The organism is Kitasatospora sp. NBC_00070, from assembly GCF_045041205.1.
In the GTDB taxonomy this organism is placed as follows: Bacteria; Actinomycetota; Actinomycetes; order Streptomycetales; family Streptomycetaceae; genus Kitasatospora.
Genome location: NZ_CP108248.1, coordinates 726,381 through 743,229 on the forward strand (window position 1 = coordinate 726,381; position 16,849 = coordinate 743,229).

The 16,849-nt window shown below is 66.7% G+C and carries 10 protein-coding genes and 4 pseudogenes; 7 read left to right on the forward strand and 7 right to left on the reverse strand.

The features are described 5' to 3' along the window. Window positions 1-184 precede the first annotated feature (184 nt). A pseudogene (locus OHV05_RS38175) lies at window positions 185-1,347 on the reverse strand (IS110 family transposase); the annotation flags it as partial. A gap of 300 nt (window positions 1,348-1,647) precedes the next feature. Here OHV05_RS38175 and OHV05_RS38180 point away from each other — a divergent pair. After that, window positions 1,648-2,038, forward strand: a pseudogene (locus OHV05_RS38180) (transposase family protein); the annotation flags it as partial. A 350-nt stretch (window positions 2,039-2,388) separates the two neighbouring features. Here the strand turns inward: OHV05_RS38180 and OHV05_RS38185 are convergent. The 3 genes and pseudogenes from OHV05_RS38185 to OHV05_RS38195 all read right to left on the reverse strand — a co-directional run. Continuing rightward, window positions 2,389-3,432, reverse strand: coding sequence for an ISAs1 family transposase (locus OHV05_RS38185; protein WP_405021737.1), 1,044 nt, complete (start codon window positions 3,430-3,432; stop codon window positions 2,389-2,391). 425 nt (window positions 3,433-3,857) lie between these two features. Then, a complete protein-coding gene (locus OHV05_RS38190; protein ID WP_331731086.1) occupies window positions 3,858-6,116 on the reverse strand; it encodes a hypothetical protein in 2,259 nt (752 codons plus the stop codon). Window positions 6,117-6,303: 187 nt separating this feature from the next. Beyond that, window positions 6,304-6,702: pseudogene (locus OHV05_RS38195) on the reverse strand (helix-turn-helix domain-containing protein); the annotation flags it as partial. A gap of 212 nt (window positions 6,703-6,914) precedes the next feature. On the opposite strand from OHV05_RS38195, the gene OHV05_RS38200 reads away from it, so the two are divergent. Further along, a complete protein-coding gene (locus OHV05_RS38200; RefSeq protein ID WP_331731088.1) occupies window positions 6,915-7,712 on the forward strand; it encodes a DUF4434 domain-containing protein in 798 nt (265 codons plus the stop codon). Window positions 7,713-7,754: 42 nt separating this feature from the next. Here the strand turns inward: OHV05_RS38200 and OHV05_RS38205 are convergent, their stop codons facing one another. Further along, on the reverse strand, window positions 7,755-8,279 hold the full coding sequence (locus tag OHV05_RS38205) for a hypothetical protein (RefSeq protein ID WP_331731089.1): 525 nt from the start codon (window positions 8,277-8,279) through the stop codon (window positions 7,755-7,757). Between the two features lie 190 nt (window positions 8,280-8,469). On the opposite strand from OHV05_RS38205, the gene OHV05_RS38210 reads away from it, so the two are divergent. Both OHV05_RS38210 and OHV05_RS38215 read left to right on the forward strand, forming a co-directional pair. Then, a complete protein-coding gene (locus OHV05_RS38210; protein ID WP_331731092.1) occupies window positions 8,470-8,769 on the forward strand; it encodes a DUF4193 domain-containing protein in 300 nt (99 codons plus the stop codon). A 734-nt stretch (window positions 8,770-9,503) separates the two neighbouring features. Continuing rightward, window positions 9,504-11,786, forward strand: a complete 2,283-nt coding sequence (locus OHV05_RS38215; protein ID WP_331731093.1) for an MMPL family transporter — start codon at window positions 9,504-9,506, stop codon at window positions 11,784-11,786. A gap of 106 nt (window positions 11,787-11,892) precedes the next feature. Here OHV05_RS38215 and OHV05_RS38220 read toward each other — a convergent pair whose 3' ends face one another. Then, window positions 11,893-12,021 carry a hypothetical protein gene (locus OHV05_RS38220; RefSeq protein ID WP_405021738.1) on the reverse strand — a complete coding sequence of 43 codons (129 nt, stop codon included), beginning with the start codon at window positions 12,019-12,021 and terminating at the stop codon, window positions 11,893-11,895. Here OHV05_RS38220 and OHV05_RS38225 point away from each other — a divergent pair. The 3 genes and pseudogenes from OHV05_RS38225 to OHV05_RS38235 all read left to right on the forward strand — a co-directional run. Next, window positions 11,964-12,657 (forward strand): annotated as a pseudogene (locus OHV05_RS38225) (IS5 family transposase); the annotation flags it as partial. The gene OHV05_RS38220 and the pseudogene OHV05_RS38225 overlap by 58 nt on opposite strands. A 995-nt stretch (window positions 12,658-13,652) precedes the next feature. Beyond that, entirely contained in the window at window positions 13,653-13,925 is a 273-nt protein-coding gene (locus OHV05_RS38230; protein WP_331731096.1) for an acyl carrier protein, read from the forward strand. A gap of 580 nt (window positions 13,926-14,505) precedes the next feature. Further along, window positions 14,506-14,766, forward strand: coding sequence for a hypothetical protein (locus tag OHV05_RS38235; protein WP_405021739.1), 261 nt, complete (start codon window positions 14,506-14,508; stop codon window positions 14,764-14,766). A gap of 121 nt (window positions 14,767-14,887) precedes the next feature. Here the strand turns inward: OHV05_RS38235 and OHV05_RS38240 are convergent, their stop codons facing one another. Further along, window positions 14,888-16,663 carry a hypothetical protein gene (locus OHV05_RS38240; RefSeq protein ID WP_331731101.1) on the reverse strand — a complete coding sequence of 592 codons (1,776 nt, stop codon included), beginning with the start codon at window positions 16,661-16,663 and terminating at the stop codon, window positions 14,888-14,890. Window positions 16,664-16,849 lie beyond the last annotated feature (186 nt).

The window sequence follows — 16,849 nt, forward strand, 5'->3', positions numbered from 1 at the left end:
GCCCCAGCTCCCAGCGGAGCTCGTCCACGATGCCGGCCCAGAGCCTGACCACTGCCCTCCGGGGCATCCTTGCAGCCCCGCCCGTCCTGACCCACTGATTCCCAATCGGGTTTGTCAAGGGCCTGGGTAGCGGACGGTGACGAGGGTATGCCGCTGCGAGATCGCGTCGGGGCGGCTCAACGGTGAAGGTGCGCTGGTCCCGTATGAGGGCCCAGAGCACGTCGAGGCGGCGAGGAGCGAGGGCGAGGACAGCCTGCTTGTGGGACTTGCCCTCGCTCCTCTTGCGTTTCGTAGAAGGTCTTTGAGGTTGGGGAGCAGCGGGCGGCGACCTGGGCGGAGAGGTAGAAGACGCGCAGGAGACGGCGGTGGTAGCGGTGTGGTCGGCGCATGTTGCCGCTGATACGTCCGGAGTCCTTGGGGACGGGCGCCAGGCCGGCGATGCTGGCCAGGCGTCCGGATGTGCCGATGGCGTCCAAGTTGCCGCCGGTGCAGGCGATGAACTCGGCGCCGAGCAGGGTGGCGATGCCGGGCATGCTGGTGATCGCCTCGGCGTGCTGGTGTTCGCGGAACCGGGCCTCGATCGCCGTGTCGGTGGCAGCGATCTCCTCGTCCAGGGCCATCACGGCCCTGGCCAGGGTGTGCACCATGGCCGCGGCGGTCTTCTCTCCGGGGATCATCGTGTGCTGGGTATGTGCCGCCTCCAGCGCGGCAGCGGCCACCGCTTTGCGTTTCGGACCTTTCGGTTTGCCAGGCGGCGAGGCGGGCCTCGCCGATTCTGTGGAGGCCGGCGGGTGTCTGGTAGCCGCTCAGCAGGACGAGGGCGGCCTTGGAGGAGCTGTAGTCGAAGGCGCGCTCGAGGGCCGGGAAGTACTCCAGGATCTGGGCGCGCAGGCGGTTGATCGCCCGGGTGCGGTCGGCGGTGAGGTCGTAGCGCCGGGCGGTGAGGATCCGCAGGTCGACGGCGATCTCGTCCGGTGTCTGCAGAGGCTGCAGGTCGCGGCGCATACGGGCCTGGTCGGCGATGACGTAGGCGTCCTTGGCATCCGTCTTGCCGTCGCCGCGATAGCTGCCGGAGGTGTGGTGGACGGTGCGACCGGGAATGTAGAGCAGCTTCTGCCCGTGGCCGGCAAGCAGGGCGATCAGCAGGGCGGCACCGCCGGCGTTCAGGTCGATGGCCCAGGTCACAGGCTCGCCCTCACTCAACTCCATTACCTCGCCGATAAGTTCGAGCAAGTGTCCTTCGTCGTTGGCCACCCGCCGTGGCAGCCTCCGCTTGCCCTCGGCGTCGATCACCGTGCAGTGGTGCTCGGCCTTGCCCGCATCCGTCCCCGCCCGCAGCTTGGGCATCCGCGCCTCCTCGTCGATCCGTGTCCTGGTCCCTGCAGACGACCACGCCGACGTGTCCTTACGAAGCGATCTTCATCGCGCATCCCAATGAGTGGCCGAGTCGTCGCGGGGCACCGGGCGGCCAATCAGTGGAAGCCACACCCTCGGCATGAGCCTTTTGAGCCACACCCGGACCCCTGGGTGTTCCAATCGTACGAAGGACCGGAACGAGCCCACCAAGAAGGTAAGGAGCTTTTCAGAGTGGCCACCGATCGGGTGACGGCCGGGCAGTGGTGGACAACTCTGTTGTCGGGGGCTCTGGTGGCTACCTGTCCTGCCGCACTGGACCTGCTGCACGCGCTCGTGGAGTGGGTCGCCATGCTCATCGTCACCCGCGGGGGTGACCGCCGCCGCAAGCTCCGCCCCTCCCAGCGGGCGCTTGTCGCGCTGGTGTACCTGCGCAACCACGACACCCTCGCGCAGATCGCCGTGGGCTTCCGCACCCCCGGCCTGACCCGGGCACTTCGCGAGACGGATCCCGATTACGTCCCGGTCGACGGCACCCGCGCCGAGTGCGACCGCGTCGGCGACAGCCGCACCGACTACTCGGGCGTGGTGAATCCGCAGGTCATCATCGATCCCCGGGGAAAGCTCGTGGCGGATTTTCCGGGCCCTGCCCGGCAGGTGGCGGCCGGGTACCCGGGCCAGGACGGCGGTGAGGACCGGGACCGTCGCGGGCCTCGTGTCGCCTTCGAGCCACCACGAGGTGGGGGCCACTCCGAAGTCCTTGAGCTCCTCCACGAGCTCGGCGACATATCCGGCGTGCGGCAGCTGCCCGCCGGGCGTCATGGGATTCCGTCAACGCCACCCTCCGACCGTTCCGGCGTCCTTCCCACGCGGGTGGCCTGCCGGGAAGCGGTACATCGAGCGACCGTGTTCGAGGGCCGTGCGCCAGGAAATGCTTCGCCCTTTCGCCGTGGACCCATCCACCGCCGCATTCCCCTCGTATGACGTCGCGTCACCACCCAGGGGCATTGCGTGGTTGCGGTCTGTCCGGATTGATCACGTGAGGCCGAGGATTCGCAGGGGTCGGGTGTGGTCGCGGCCGGTGTGGCGGAGGGCAGCGGCGATGTTGGTGTGGCCGTTCTGGCGGAAGATGCCGATGGCGAGGTTGCGCAGGCCGGCCATGGTGCGGGGCAGGTGGCCGGTGCGGACTTTGGAGTCGTCCTCGCGGAAGGTCCGGTCTCGGACGTGGTGCAGGAGGTTCTCGATGCCCCAGTGGCCCCTGATCCAGGTGGCGAGCTGGACGGCGGTGGCGTCGTAGGTGTCCAGGCTAGTGATCAGGTAGACCCGTTCGATGGTGAGCTTCCCGGTCGAGCGGTCGCGGCGCCATCGGACGATCTGGATCGCCTGGCGGGCGCCGGGATAGTCGAGGTGGTGGAAGGCGGCGGTCTTGAGTCGGCGGATCTCGTCGCGGTGGTGGGCCTGGTCGCGGGTGCGGTGGTCCAGCGGGATGTCCGCCCAGGGAAGCGTTTTGACCTGGGCATACAGCCCGGGGTGGTTCTTTTTCACGATGGCCAGGTAGTGGGCGCCGCGCTCGCGGAGGTACGTACCGTGGGCGTGCTGGGTGTGCAGGGCATCGCCGGTGATCACGGTGTCGCTCAGGTCGATGCTGTCCAGCAGCGGGGCGAAGGCGGGGATCTCGTTGCTTCTGGAGGCTACCTGCCGCTGGGCCAGGACCACGCCGTGGTGGTCCATTGCGGCCAGCAGTTGGATCGCGGTGCTCGTGACGGTGCGCGAGCCGCGGACCGTCTTGCCGTTGACCGCGATCGCCCGCGGCACCGGCTTCGCCGATCGCTCGGACTCGCTCGGGTGTACTCCTCTGGCCTGTAGGAATGCTCCGATGGCAGCGTCCAGAGCGTCGCCGTCCAGCCGCTGGAGCAGGTGCCGGACGGTCGCCGGGTGAGGGACGGGATGGACACCGGTGAGCGGCTCGGCCGGGAAGTCGAGGGCCTCCAGGGCCGACTGCGGGGCGTCCGTTATCCACTCCCCGATCGCGATGAGGGAACGGGCACCGGCCAGCACGGCCGAAGCTGCCGCGCACAACAGGGGGAGTATCGGATACCGCCGCCCCCGCCGACTGCGTGGGTCGGGCACCCAGATCAGGAAGCGCCGCAGGTCAGCGGCATCCTGTCGGGTGACAGCGCGATTCTGGAGGGTCAGGTGTCCCAGCCCGGCGGGCATGGGCGATGATGTTCGGGCAGGCACGGTCTCGCTCGGTTCTCATGGGTCTCGACAACCACATGATCACCGGCACCGTGCCTGCACTGCGTTCCGGGGAACAACCATCCCCAGAACGAGACATGACATCACATCACAAGACCGGCGAACCGGACCGATCTCGAACATGCAATGCCCCTGCGTCACCACCGACTGCGGAACAGAGCCGATGGTTTGACACTCCCTCGGCCGGACGAGTGTGCCGCCGTCACCACGTCCATTTCCGTCGGTGACGGTGATCTGGTGATCCGTCAGGCCTGGGCAGCTTCGATTCCTCTCATCTTGAACTTCTTTGTTATTACCAGAAATGCTTCTTCGAGGGCTTCACGGGATTCTGTACTGGAGTCATTGAGAGAGTAGACCACGTACTTCTGGGGACGTCGGAGGAACCCGCGTCCGGGTTCTTCTTGGAATCTGAGGGCTCCGGACGCACTCTGCGCTCCCTTGAGTTTGAGTGCTCCCAGAAATCCCAAGACTTTCGCGTCCCGGGATTTTTCACCCAAGAAGATGTACGCCTCGCGATAGTTTACCCCTTGCCAGGATATTGTGAATGCCAATGATTCGTCCCGGCTTTGGTCGAACCGCTGCCCCGCGGCTTCCAGTTGCTTCTCGTTGGCCCGCCGTATGCCCTCGCGGGCTTCACCCACTACCTGCATCAGGATGTCATCCATTTTTTGCCCGCCATCGACCAGTCTTGTGGCGTAGACTTCCGGGGTGATGAGCTCCCAAGCGGATCCGGTCGACCTCCTCAGATTTGTTGCCGAATCACTGGTCCCTCCCGCGTAGATGAGAATCGGGCGCTTGCCGGGCGTCACCCTGCGCTTGGGTGTTGTCAGCGTGCCTGCGGCAGCCCACTCGATCCCCTTGTACGCCCGGTATTCCTTCTCTTCGAGTTCGTACTCAAGGGATTGTGAAGGTTTTTTGTGCTCGGGGCAGGTCAGGACGACGGCCTTATGGGTGTACACATCAAGCACCGAGCCCGGAGATAGCGCCTGGAGATTGCTCTTATTCAGTCTTATCGCGATGGCCTCCACTTGTGCTTCTGAAGCCTCCAACTGTACTTCAAAACTCTGGCCCGCATCTTGGTAGGTCACCTCAGCGGGCTTCCGGGTGTCAGAAAGCCTGTGTCCCTTCGGACCTTTCCCTGTGGCTTTGGCGGGCTTGGTTGGGGCTTTCGGCGGAATTGCGGTGCGGTGCGGCGCGGTCCGTGGAACCCCTCTGTCATGGTTGAGGATCTGGGTCGAGTGGTTTTGGGCATATTTGGCGACAGCCTTTACTGAGTGAATGAGCAGGCTCTCGATCTTCGGATTCGCGAAGGCGCTCGCATTTTTGGCCTTCATGCGGCTAGGAGTTTCGAAGTAGTAGACTCTTTTGCTTCCGTCCTGCAAAGCGCTGAGAAGCCTGACCCCGTCCTTGAGTAGCATTAGCCCGGAGGCTCCGAATTTTTCAGTCCGCAGGTCGGTGTAGGAGTGCACGGGAGGAGAGGGGTGGGCTGTGGTTTTTTCGGAGGCCGAGCTGGCGGGAGGGGTTGATCCCAGAAGGCGCTCCACTATCGTCTTTATGCCTTGTTTATGGGTTACTGTAGTGATGGCGGCCTCCAGTTTGCCCCACGCCTTGTCTCCTTCTGCTGTATTTTCGTAGGTGACGTAAATATGATTCGGGCCGCTGAGGGCCCGCTTGATCTGGAGTTTCGCCAATGTCCGGGTCAATTTTAGGGATTTGGCCGCTTCGATGTACGCATCATCAGGAACATGGCCGATCCAGACGGAACCTCCTTCGTTTTCTCCGTACTGGTAGACATCGAGCTTTTCACTATAGATTCTCCCAGTCCACCGGGATGCATCTTTCCGCAATTTTTCCAGGGCGCCTGCATTTTTTTCAGCCATCGGCGTGGTGGTTATCTCGCGGCGCAGATCCCTTGTCGCCGTTTCCAGAGAAACTTGGCGGGTCTCAGGTGCCAGTGCGGGCTTGCCGCTTTTAACCGCTGCCCCGTCAAGTCCCGCTCCGCCTGCGGAGGCAAGGTCTCTGAGGTACGGGCCGGACTCGGTCGAAAGCACCCACTTCCCTGCTCGGAACTGGTGCCGGAACTGGTGCTTGGGCGGCCGCCTGTCGGTCGCGTACTGGCGGTAGCACCACACGTTTTCTGTCGCGTCGCGTCCTTGGAAGACGTTCAGGTGCTGGTATCCGCCGAGAGGAACGATGCCGGTGATCCAGCTGTCGTAGAGCTGTTTGACGAGACTATTCCTATCCTCCGGCGTGCCCTCGGCTGCGGCTTCAGCAAAGGAATCGAGGTCCAGTGGGACCCTGAGCGCCCCCAGGGCTGCTGCCCAGTTCTTGACCAGGTCCGTTACCTCCTGGCGGTCGGCACCATTCTGGGCGATGTCCTCCCACGTATCCTGGGCAACCGCTTCCCACGCATGGGCTCTCTCTCGCAATGCCTGCACGCCCGTGGCATCAACATCAGGTGAGGTGATGACCTTGGCCAGGTTCACTATGATCTGCTCCGGCACTGGTGGCCTCCGTCGTGGTTGGTATCGGTCGGCTCCCGCAAGCCTCAACGGTCGCGGACACCGTCTCTAGCGCACCACTGCCCGCCCTCCACCGCATAGGAAAAAGCGGCTAAATGCCCATAAAGCTCCCATGAGTGCCTCTGAGGCTTCCCCAGGTAGGCCTCCGCGGAGGATCGGAACGGCCAGTAGCGGTCACCGTGATCCGCGTCTCGGGGAACCACAGGTCGCACTGCACGATCTGACCGGGCTCGTAGACGACCCGGGCGACCGGGTCGATGCCCTTGTACTGGGGCCGCAGCAACGCGAGCCGCTTCTTCAGCGGGCCCATCGAGTACGGCCAGCCGATCCGTTCGGCGATCACCGGCCCCGGCATCGTCGGCGATTCCTGCAGCAGGGCCCGGATCTGGGGCTCGAACGCGTCGACCACCGACCCCTTCGCGGCCCGCTCGTACTTCGTCGGCCGGTCCGAGTTCAACGCGGCCCGTACCGTGTTCCGGGCCACCCCCAACCGCCGCGCGATCTCTCTGACGGGCACACCCTCCGCCCGGTGCAGGCGACGTATCTCGGCCCAGTCCTCCACTCTCAGCGTCCTCCATGATCAAGAGGGCGGGTCGGTCTTCGGAATAGGCAAATTCGCATGACCGTCGCAACGTTGCTGGTCTCGAGCTGTCAGACCGGTGGCGAACAGCTCGGCGGGGCCAGCTTTCCCAGGGTCTTGCGGGGCCGGCTGTGTGGAAGTGGGGCATCCACGCGGAGCCGGCACCCTGTTCGCTGAGCAGGCCCATCGCGGCGACGGTCTTGCCCTCGCTCCTTGCGGGCGAGGCCGGGGCACAACAGACCGCCCCGCGCGCCAAGTTCGGCGCCACCTTCTACCTGCCCCACACCTCCGGCAGTGACAGCTGGGGTGCGGGACGGTGGAACCTGGAACTCGCGCAGATCGCCGCTGCCGGAATCGGCACCGTCACCGTGCAGTACACCGTGGATGACCGCGGCGTCGCCTCCTACCCGGCTGCGGGCATACCCAACGGCCCCGACGTCACCACCCCGCTTCTTGACGCCACATCAGCGAACGGTGTCAAGGTGTGGCTGGGACTCGCTGGGCCCCTCTACTGGGACTTCTACCAGAACGCCGACAACCCGGCCTACATGGCCGGGCTGCTGACCCGTCAGAAGATCGTCGCCGCCGAGCTGGCCAGCCGGTACCCGGGCAAGATCGCAGGCCGGTACATTCTGCAAGAGGTGGACGACGCGCTCCTTACCAACGCGGCCAAGACCGCCGGGGCGCGCACCTACTACACCAGCCTTGTCGCCTACTTGCAGTCCACGACGGGTCTCCGCGTTTTGGCGTCACAATCGGCGGCCGGCTCGACCCGGGGCAGTTCGCGCAGCGCCTCGGCTCGCTGTTCAACCCGACACGGATCAACGTGCTGGCGGCGCAGGACGGTGGCGGCAACGGGTACAGCGCAGACCAGATCGGCCGGTACTTCCGCGCGATGCGGTACGTCCTCCGGCCGGCAGTGTGGACGAACGCCGACATGTACGAGGTCAGCACCGGTGGCGGGCCCATGCAACCCGCCAAACTGCAGGGCAACCTGAAGGCCGTTCAGCAGTACGTGTCGGGGTACACCGGGTTCTCGTTCACGACGCAGCTCGGGCCGTGGGACCTGGGTACGTCCGCCTTCTACGACGCTTACCGGGCGTACGCGCAAGGGGGCACCCCTTGAGCCGTCGACCGTCGACCGTCGACCACGACTTCGACCAGGACCGCCTCGATGCTCCGCTGTTGGCGCAGGCCGGGCTGGGCGCGGCGAGACCATGGTCCACCTGGGGAAAGCGTTCTACCCCTGCCTCGCTCGTGACCAGCGCGGCCCCGCTCGGCGTGCCCCTCCCCGCTCCCCAGGGAACGAAGCCGGCGCCCGCGTTTTCCAGCGCCCGGGCGAGCTGTTTCGGAACGTACTCGTTCCGCCCCGGGCCCTCGGCCACGTCCACCAGGCGCGGCAGCAGCCAGCCCTGGTCCCGGTGCGAGGCGAGGATCTCGATGGTGACGTGATCGGCCTGGACCTCCAGCTCGGAGCGGAGGGCGCAGACGTGGCCGTCGTCCGACCGGGCCGTGTCCGGGCGTACCGTCGCGAGCGCCTCGTCACCCCGGCCCCGCTGGGTCATGGGAGCTCCCGAGCCAGGCCAAAGCATGCACCAGTTGTAGTGATCAACTACACTCCGCACGCTGCGTTGGGCGCGACACGCACGTCGGCAGTGGGCAGTGGGCAGTGTCGATGACCTCTGCCCACGTGAAGCCGCTGCCGCCCAGCCGTTTCGGAGGCAGCAGCATCCCCTCGATGAAAAGGAATCATCTGTGGCAACCGACTATGACACTCCGCGCAGGACTGATGACGACGGGTCGACGGACAGCATCGAGGAGCTGAAGTCCCACCGCACCGCCAAGTCTGCCTCCAGCATCGACGCGGTCGACGTACTCGAGTCGGCTGACGGACTGGAGCTGCCCGGGGCCGACCTTTCGGGCGAGGAACTCACCGTCCCCGTGCAGCCCATGCTGACGGACGAATTCACCTGCGCCAGGTGCTTCCTTGTCCACCACCGCAGCAGGCTCGCGCGCCACAGGGACGGCCAGCTGGTCTGTCTCGACTGCGACTGAACCGCCGAGAAGGCACCGGGCGCTGTTGGTGCGCAGCCCCAGGGCAGGACATCGAAACCGGAGGACCAAGCCTCCCCAGTCGGCCGCCGCGCCGACGACGGCCCGGACCGGGCACCTGACTGGACATCATCTCGGCGCCAGCGGTGATGCCAACCCCTGTCGGGCGTTGGCGCCGTCAGCGCGGATGCCCGGGCCGCCTCGCTGACGCTGCTGTCGCCGCGCTGGGGGTGCCGGTGCGCGTTGTGATGGTGGCCGGTCCCGCCGTCGGGGGGATGGGAGTGAGGCCGGGCACGTACCCGGCCGGGGGCGTCACGGTGGCCGTGCTGCGCTGTGGAGTGAACCGTCCCGGCTGACCACCGGCAGGCAAACCACCGGCAGGAAAGTCGGAACGGTTCAGTACAACCCAACGGCATCGCGTCGGAACCCGTCCGAGTCCACGTCCCGGAGTAAAGCCCACACTTCCTGCTCTCGGACCGGGTTGGCATGCTCGGTGACGCCCGGCGGGACTGCAACGGCACCATCATGGCCATTTGTGCCAGCCGTACCGCAAAAGTCGCGGCACTTCCCGCGCGGACCGTTCGGCCTTTTCTACGACTCCTCCCATCCCGGGCCACGCACTGCGCAAGCGGGCCGCCTCGACGCCTATGGTGTGCACCATCGTGCGCACCGGCGGACGTACCAACAGACGCCGTGGGTCCGTAGCTGTTCAGCGCGCGCCCGTTCGGGAGGACCCCATGCCAGCAGCGACGGCCACCGACTCCGAACCCGTGTCTCACGTCCTGCCCCCCAAACCCGGGGGTCTTCAGCGACTGGGCCTGTGGTGTGCGCGCCATTTCGTCATCGTCATCGCACTGTGGGCCCTGGGGCTCGGCGGACTGCACCTCTTGCAGAATTCCGTTGGGGGATCGTACTCCGACGAGTTCTCGCTGCCCGGGACTCAGTCCAACACCGGACAGGAGCTGATCCGTGACAACGCCCCCACACTCGGCACCAACAGCGCCACCGTCGTCCTGCACACCCCCGGGGTACCGCTGAGTGCCGTTTCAGCCCAGATCACCGTGAGCGCCGCTGCCCTGCAGCAGCTGCCACACGTAGTGACGGTCGTCAGCCCGCTGGGCGCCCCCACCACCCAGACCGGTACGCCCCAACCCACTCCCGGGGCCCTCAGCGCCGACGGCACCATCGGGTACTTCACCGTCCGCTTCGACGCCAACCCGGCCGCCTTCGACGCCTCTTACCTCGACGACGTCGACTCCTCCGTCGAGTCACTGCGCGCCGCCGGCGTGCAGGTGGAGTACGGCGGCCCACTCGGCGAACTGGCCCGGCCGGCGACCACGGACATGGCCAGCGAGGCCATCGGCTTCGGAGTCGCCGTCATCGTACTGTTGGTCGGCTTCGGCAGCCTGCTCGCCGCCGGCCTCCCCCTGCTGACCGCCCTCATCAGCGTGGTCGTGGGCCTCAGCGGCCTGAGCCTGCTGGCCGCGGTCTTCACCTTCGCCAGCGTCTCCCCCACTCTGGCGACCATGATCGGCCTGGGCGTGGGCATCGACTACGCCCTGTTCCTGATCACCCGCCACCGACAGCTCGTCATGGACGGGGTCGCCCCCGCCGACGCCGCCGGTCAGGCGGTAGCGACCAGTGGCCGCGCGGTGGTGGTGTCCGGGTGCACGGTAATCGTCGCGCTGGCCGGCCTGTACGTCTCCCAGATCAGCTTCATCGGCAAACTCGGTGCCGCCGCTGCCGTCACCGTCGTCACTGCGGTCCTCGGCGCCGTCACCCTCGTCCCCGCCTTCCTCGGGCTGATCCGCAACCGGATCGACCGGTACCACCTGGGCGCCCCGATCGCGGAGGGCACCTCGGCCACCGCAGGCTCCCCCGCCGAAGCGGGGCAGGGGTTCTGGCACCGCTACGCCCAGTGCGTCCAGCGTCGGCCGTGGCAGTTCCTGGCCTGCGGCGCCGCCGTCATCGCCCTCCTGGCCGTGCCACTGGTGTCCATGCGGCTCGGACACGTCGACAACGGATCCGACCCGACGTCTTTCACCGACCGACGAGCCTTCGACCTGATCTCCACCGGGTTCGGTCCCGGCGTGAACGGGCCGCTCACCATCGTCGTCGACCAGAGCGCGGTCTCCGAGACCGACCGCCCCGCGCTCGCGGCCAACCTGCGGAAGGCCCTCACTGCGGTCCCCGGCGCGGCGAGCATCACCCCGCTCCAGCCCAGCGGCAACGGCAAGATCCTCTTCGGCACAGCGATCCCGGCCGAGCGGCCGCAGAACGCCGCCAGCACGGACCTGTTCAACCGACTCAAGACCGACGTGCTGCCACAGGCGACCTCCGGGACGCCCGCGCAGACCTACCTGACCGGCAACACCGCGTCCCAGGTCGATTTCCTGGAGCTCATCTCCGACCGGCTCCCACTGATCATCGCCACCGTGGTCGCCCTCGCCTTCCTGATCATCGTGCTGGTCTTCCGCGGCTTGTTGGTCGCCCTCAAGGCCGCAGTACTGAACCTGCTGTCCATCGCCGCGTCCTACGGCATCGTGGTCGCCGTCTTCCAGTGGGGATGGGGCAGTTCACTGCTGGGCGTCGAGGGAACCGTACCGATCGAGAGTTACGTACCGATGATGATGTTCGCCATCGTCTTCGGCCTGAGCATGGACTACGAGATCTTCCTGCTGTCCCGGGTGCATGAGGCCTGGGAGCGCACCAAGGACAGCGGTGCCAGCGTGGCCCACGGACTCGAAGTCACCGCCAGGGTGATCACCTGCGCGGCCCTGATCATGGTCAGCGTGTTCGCCGCGTTCATCCTCAGCGACAGCATCGTCATCAAGATGCTCGGCCTCGGGCTCGCCGTTAGCGTCCTCATCGACGCGACCATAGTCCGCCTGCTCCTGGTCCCTGCCGTCATGACCCTGCTGGGCCGCCACGCCTGGCGGCTTCCCGAATGGCTGGACCGCGTGCTGCCCCGTATCGACGCCGAGGGCACCAACGCCAACACACCCCAACCGGCGGCTTGACCCAGCCGGCACCAAAATTCAGCGCCTGAATGTCAGCATGCCCGGCCCTTCAGGATCGGGTCATGCTGACATTCAGGGGTGCTGTTGGGAGGTTGATCGCTTGAGGTCACGTCAGGATGTGCCGGGGCTCGAGGTCGGCGATCCGGCGCATGGTCGGGTCGGCAAGGTAGGCGATGCGGCAGCCGGTGGCGCGGGCGACGGCCAGCGGCAGGCCCAAGCGGTCCGCTATCGACACGTGCGAGGCTGTGCGCGTCGCGGCGAACCAGCGGCAGGAGTGGGTGTTCGAGGCCGCCACCCGGGCGAGGGTCTGGGCGAAGTTGTACCGCCTGGTCCTGGACGAACTCGGCTCGCGGGGCAAGCGGGACTGGTCCGGGTGCGCGGTCGACCCGGTCGAACATGCGTGCCCTGAAAAGGGGAACTGACAGGCCCGAATCCTGTGGATCGGGGCAAGTACGGGTCAAAAATCCACTTGCCGACCGAACGCACCGGTCTGCCCATCCCGCTCGCCGTCTCCGGCGCGAACCTCCACGACAGCCAGGCCCTGATCCCGCTCCTCGAAGCCGTCCCACCGATCCGTTCCCGCCATGGGCCCCGGCGACGCAGGCCCGGCAAGCTCCACGGCGACAAAGCCTACGACCACCGCTTCATCCGCTCCTACCTGCGGCGACGGCAGATCACCCACCGCATCGCCCGCCGAGGGACCGAGTCATCCGCGCACCTCGGCCACCACCGCTGGGTGATCGGGAGGACCGTCCCCCGGCCCGGCGGATTCCGTCGCCTCCACCACCGCTACGAGCGCAAAGCCGACCACTTCGCTGCCTTCGCCACCATCGCGGCCACCTTCATCTGCCACCGCAGACCCACCAAATGAGATCACTTTCAAATGGGGGCGATGGTGCGTGGTGCTCGATGGCGGTCCGCAGCGTGCGGCGTGCCATGCGGAAACGTTTTGCCCACAGCCGTTTGGGGTACTTCCGCCTGTTTTCCACAGGTGCCTGTGGATAGAACTCAGGCGAGTCGGCTCGGGAGGCGCGGTGCCACTGCCCTGGCACCTTTATCCGCCCCGGAGATGGCCACGGCACGCTCACCCCGGGGCCGCCCCGAGGCCTCGTCCGTCGGAGTGCGCGGCGAGCTGCTCTTCTACGACGCCCCCAGCCTCAGCCCCGGCAGCTGTGCCGGGGCTCGGCCCGGGCATGGTGCGGGCGGGTCGGCGTCACGGTGGCGTGGGGGTTGCCAGGCCGGGGCCCGGTTCCGTCCGTCGGAGGGAGGGGGAACAACCGGGTGCTCGAGGGGAGGCTGCCTCCTGGCCCGGTCCCTCCGTCGGAGTCGGTAGGGACCGGGCCAGGAGCCACCTGCCGGGGGTCTGGCACGACACCCCACTCCTGTGACGGTACGGCTGCGCCGTGCCGGGGTGGGGGATTGGCGCGCTTTTCTTGAACGGGTTGTCCTGGCTCCACGGCACTGTCACCTTGTCGGGGGTCTGGGTGGCTGATGGCGTGTCGGGTGACGGCCGCTACAGGTACTGCCACTTCCCAGTGGGGCACTGGCTGGCTCCCGTAGGAGTGCGTTGGAGGTCCCCAGTCCGGGTCTGGGCAGGGGCCAGGATGAGGGGACGGTTGAGCCTTTGGAGGGCAGTGCTGTGCGGATTCGAGTTGAGGGATTCTCCGAGGACGTGCGCGCGGTGGTCGAAGCGCTGCGTGAGGGCCGTCCGATCCATGTGCTGGATGGGGAGTACGGGCCGTATGAGAACAAGCACCACCACATCGGGCAGGTCCGTGCCTACGTCGATGCCGTCCCGCCGGTCGCTGAAGCCGCTGGTCAGGAGAGCGGGAGCCAGGGCGTTTCCACGGGGGCGGGGTGTACGGCATGAGCGAGGTGCTGACGCTCGATGTGGTCATGGACGGGCTCGTCGGCATCGTGCGGGACATCGCGGGCGTTGACGTCGAGCCGGGCCCGGAGCGTGGTGAACTCAGCTTCACGGACGACTTGGACATCGACTCCCTGTCCATGGTCGAAGTTGTCGTGGCCGCCGAGGACGAGTTCATGGTGACGGTCCCGGACGCTCAGATCCCCAAGCTCGTCACCCTCGGCGATGCCGCCGCCTACATTCACGGTGAGATCGTCCGCACCGCGAAGTGAACATCTCCTCGCACACCGACCTGGGTGAAGCCGCTCGACCGTGACGCCGCCCGCGCCCTGCTCTGGTGCCCACAGGCCGTTCACTCCGGCACCCGAGTGGACCGCTGGGAGCTGGAACACACCGAGCAGGGCATCGAGGCGACCCTCAAGTGCCCGCGTCGGCACGGGAGTCCGGCGAACCTGCCGGTGGCGATCGGGACCACCCCGCGGCCTCATGACGGACCATCATCCTGGGCCTGTCTCTCGCCGCAGGAGTGGCCGGCCCACCGACCGTTACGTAGCAGGCCGTTCACGCCTGCCAGCAGCAGACCGGCCGCCGCTACACACCGCTCTCCCGTGAGGACGCCACCTGGCACCTGCGGATCGGGCAGGACGTCTCGCTGGGCGGGCTGCCGGCGGAGTGTACGTCCGGACCCGTGACCGTCCCGGCCTGGTTCAAGGCCATCAACGACGAGGACGCCGCGGCCTGGGCGCCACCGTCCTCGTTCTTCTCCGCGCTGCTGGGCGTCGACGTGCTCACGGCACCATCCTGGAACTCGCCGGCCTGCCGGCTCAGTCCGGCCTTGAAGCCCGGTGCCGGGTGGAGAGCGCCGACCCGGACCGCCAAGTGGTGGTGGTCACCGAAGGGCGGCGCTTCGAACTGCGCCTCACGCAGGAGATGGTCGACGAGCTCTGCCGCCGGCCGGCCTGCCCCCGGCGCCCGGTTGGGGAGGTCATCGTCTGGTGCGGCGAGCACCTGCGCCAGCGCGGCCTGCCCGAGCTGGCCGACCGGCTCGACCACACCACGGCGCAGGACGCCAGCTGCGAACCCGAGGAGCCGGTCCCTCCCCGTCGAGGGTAGGCACGTGGCCGGGGGGAGGGGCGGGTGTTCCTGTGTGTACGGAATGGCCCCCGGACACTGGTGGGTGTCCGGGGGCCACAAGGGGCTGTTGGTTATGAGTGCTGGTGCTGGTGAGCGGTGGTTAGTTGCCGCCGGAGGTCCAGGTGACGGTGGTGCCGTTCTTGATGATGATGTTGCCGTCGTTCTGGAAGATGAGGCTGTCGCTGCCGCCGGTGTTGGTGCCCCAGTAGAGGTCGACGCTCAGCATGCCGTTGACGAAGAGGGCTTTGGCGCCAGGGTGGCCCCAGGTGTTGGAGGCCCATTTGGGCACGTTGGCCTTGTCATAGGTGACGAGGTTGCCGTCGTACTGCATGACGGTCTGGCGGTCTCCGGATCCGACGCCTTGGCCGGGCTCGAGGACGACGCTGCCCTCGGGGACGGCGGCGACGGTGAAGCCGCTGGACCAGCGGATCTTGGTGTCGGTGTTCTTGACGCGCAGGATGCCGTCGTTGGGGTCCAGGCTCAGGGTGCTGTTGGCGTCGCCTGTGCTGATGGCGCTCCAGAGGGTGGCGCCGATGGTGTCGACGATCTTGAACTGGCCGTTGTCCATGACGGCCTTGGCACCGGGGTGGCCCCAGGTGTTGGTGGACCACACGGCCTGGCCGACATAGTTGTACATGACGAGGTTGCCATCGCCGTGCATGGCCAGGAGGCGGTAACTGGTGCCGGTGCCGGTGCTGTAGGCGCTGCCGGGGGTGAGGGGGTTGGTGGTGGTGCCGAGTCTGTCCCAGCCGTTGGCGTTCCAGTTGGGCCGGTGGCAGCGGGTGGCGACGGCTTTGGCGCCGGTGGTGTTGGCGACGGTGCTCTGGGTCCAGAGGCCGGCGTTCTTGGTGAACTTCGTCAGCGGCACCTGGCCAACGGACCACCGGGTCGCGTAGACACCGGTACTGTCCGTTGCGAGGGAAGTCGGCCCCTTGGCCGTCCCGATTCCACTGGGCGTGAGGTTTACCGGCTGTCCCCCTCCGACAGGGAACTGGTACAGCAGCCCGCCGAGGCCGACTGTCGCCCCCGTGTAGACGTTGCCGTCCGAGTCCACGGTGATCGGGCTGCTGTACTCGCGCTGCTCGCACCACGTCTGTTGGACGTTGATGCAGCCGGGGTCGCTGGTGTACTTCCCGATCATCACCGACGCCCCGTACACGCCGTTGTTGAACGGGATCTTCCACAGGCGCCACTGGTTGCCCTGCGGCCCGTTGAGGTCGTTGAAATAGACGTTCCCGGATCCGTCGACCGCAACCCCGTAGATCAAGGTGTTGTTGTGGAAGGTGCTGCTGGTCCCGTCGTTCCATTCGATGTCTTTAGGGGATTGTGCAATGACTGTGATGTTGCCACTCGCATCAATCTTGGCGATGCTCGGGATCGAGCTTCCGTTGATACCCTGGGGGGCGGTGACGTAGATGTTTCCCAAGTCGTCAGCAGCGACCTGCTCGGTCCGGTTGCTCAAGATCTTCGTCTGCTGACCCGTGCTCGAGATCTTGTAGACATCGCCCCCGGAGCGATAGGGGCAGGAACTACCGCAGGCGGGGATGACGTATTTGTTGCCAGAAGGATCCAGGGCGACGGAGGTCCCGACGCTTCCCCCGGTGAAGGTTGCGGTTCCGGCTGAAGACCCGTCGTCGTTGTAGCCGCGCACCGTGTTGTCGGCCTGTGCGGTGATCAAGGTGGGTGCCGGTGGCTGTGCATCGGCATGAGCTGCGGGGGCAAGAAGCGCCGCGCCCGCGACGGCGAGCACGCCGGCCAGGGTGGCGGACAGTCTGGTCCTGAATCGCCGGGCGGTGTCGGCGCCGCTGGTGCCGACTGCCGTGGCCGTGGGGGACCGGTCAGCTGAGGTGCTGCGCCAGGATGGGTTGAGTTGCATGGTCTTCTCCCTTTCCTGGTCCTGGCCCCATTGCCTGGACCCGCTATTTTCTATGTCATTCAGGGGTGTCGGCCTTCTCCTCCGGCCAGGTTTTCGAGTGTGCCTCATATCACAGTCATATGGTGCGGATAAGGGCGTCATGGTGCGCGAAAAGGAACCGCGAAAGCCCCGACCGCGCATACGGCT

Bases quoted from the DNA above. Each gene is read 5' to 3' on its own strand.
- OHV05_RS38205 (WP_331731089.1), bottom strand. From the start codon at position 8,279: ATGACCCAGCGGGGCCGGGGTGACGAGGCGCTCGCGACGGTACGCCCG.
- OHV05_RS38215 (WP_331731093.1), top strand. From the start codon at position 9,504: ATGCCAGCAGCGACGGCCACCGACTCCGAACCCGTGTCTCACGTCCTG.
- OHV05_RS38230 (WP_331731096.1), top strand. From the start codon at position 13,653: ATGAGCGAGGTGCTGACGCTCGATGTGGTCATGGACGGGCTCGTCGGC.
- OHV05_RS38240 (WP_331731101.1), bottom strand. From the start codon at position 16,663: ATGCAACTCAACCCATCCTGGCGCAGCACCTCAGCTGACCGGTCCCCC.